Here is a 1,077-nt window from a genome sequence, read left to right on the forward strand (position 1 = left end):
TGTACTCGGTCGTGACGTTGGTAGCAGGCGTGTCGGCTTGATGTGAGGAGAACCCCCGGGTGGGGTGTGGCTTGTCGAAGGCCCATACCTACCGCGGAGGTTCTCGTGTCCCACCGTAATGCCCGTACGACGTTTCAGGGGCGGCTGCTGATTGTGCAGCGCTACCGGCAGGGGTGGAAACAGGCCCAGATCGCCGAAGCGATGGGGATTTCCCGTAAGTGTGTGCATACCTGGATTCGCCGGCATGCCACCGAGGGTGAGGCGGGGTTGTGGGATCGCTCCTCGCGTCCGCATTCGTCACCGCGGCGCACGCCGGCCAGTATTGAGCAGCAGGTCTTGACGGCGCGTCGTGAGCACCGCCGTGGTCAAGACTGGTTGGGCCCGCAGCTAGGCGTGCCGGCCCGCACGGTCGGCCGGATCCTGCGCCGCCATGATCAGCCCTACCTGCGCGACTGTGACCCGATGACCGGGGCGGTGATCAAGGCCTCTAAGGCCACCACGGTGCGCTACGAGCGTGACCGTCCCGGCGAGCTGGTGCACGTTGATGTCAAAAAGCTCAGCCGGATCCCCGACGGCGGTGGATGGCGCGCTCATGGACGCAGTGAACAGGTCCGCGGCCGCGGCATCGGCTTTGACTACGTGCATTCGATGGTCGATGACCACAGCCGGCTGGCCTACTCCGAGATCCTGCCCGACGAGAAAGGCCCCACCTGTGCTGGCTTCATCGACCGAGCCGCTAGCTACTTTGGCGCGCATGGCATTTCACGCATTGAACGGATCATTACCGACAACCACCTCAGCTATCGCCGATCAGCCGACGTGGCAACCGTCGTCGCCCGACTCGGCGCCAAGCATCTATTCATCAAGCCGCACTGCCCCTGGCAGAACGGCAAAGTGGAACGATTCAACCGCACCCTGCAAACCGAATGGTGCTACCGCCGAGTCTTTACCTCCAACACCGAGCGCGCCCACGCACTTGCACCCTGGCTAGAGATCTACAACACTCAACGCCGCCACAGCGCACTCAACGGACTACCACCCACCAGCCGACTGTGACCAACCTGCTGGCCGAGTACA

At 63.5% G+C, this 1,077-nt stretch carries 1 protein-coding gene; it reads left to right on the top strand.

Features of this window, described 5'->3' with window-relative positions; genetic code table 11:
• Positions 1-105 precede the first annotated feature (105 nt).
• On the top strand, positions 106-1,056 hold the full coding sequence (locus A5730_RS23395) for an IS481 family transposase (RefSeq protein WP_156745909.1): 951 nt from the start codon (positions 106-108) through the stop codon (positions 1,054-1,056).
• Positions 1,057-1,077 lie beyond the last annotated feature (21 nt).

Source organism: Mycobacterium sp. ACS4054 (assembly GCF_001667275.1).
Lineage (GTDB): Bacteria > Actinomycetota > Actinomycetes > Mycobacteriales > Mycobacteriaceae > Mycobacterium.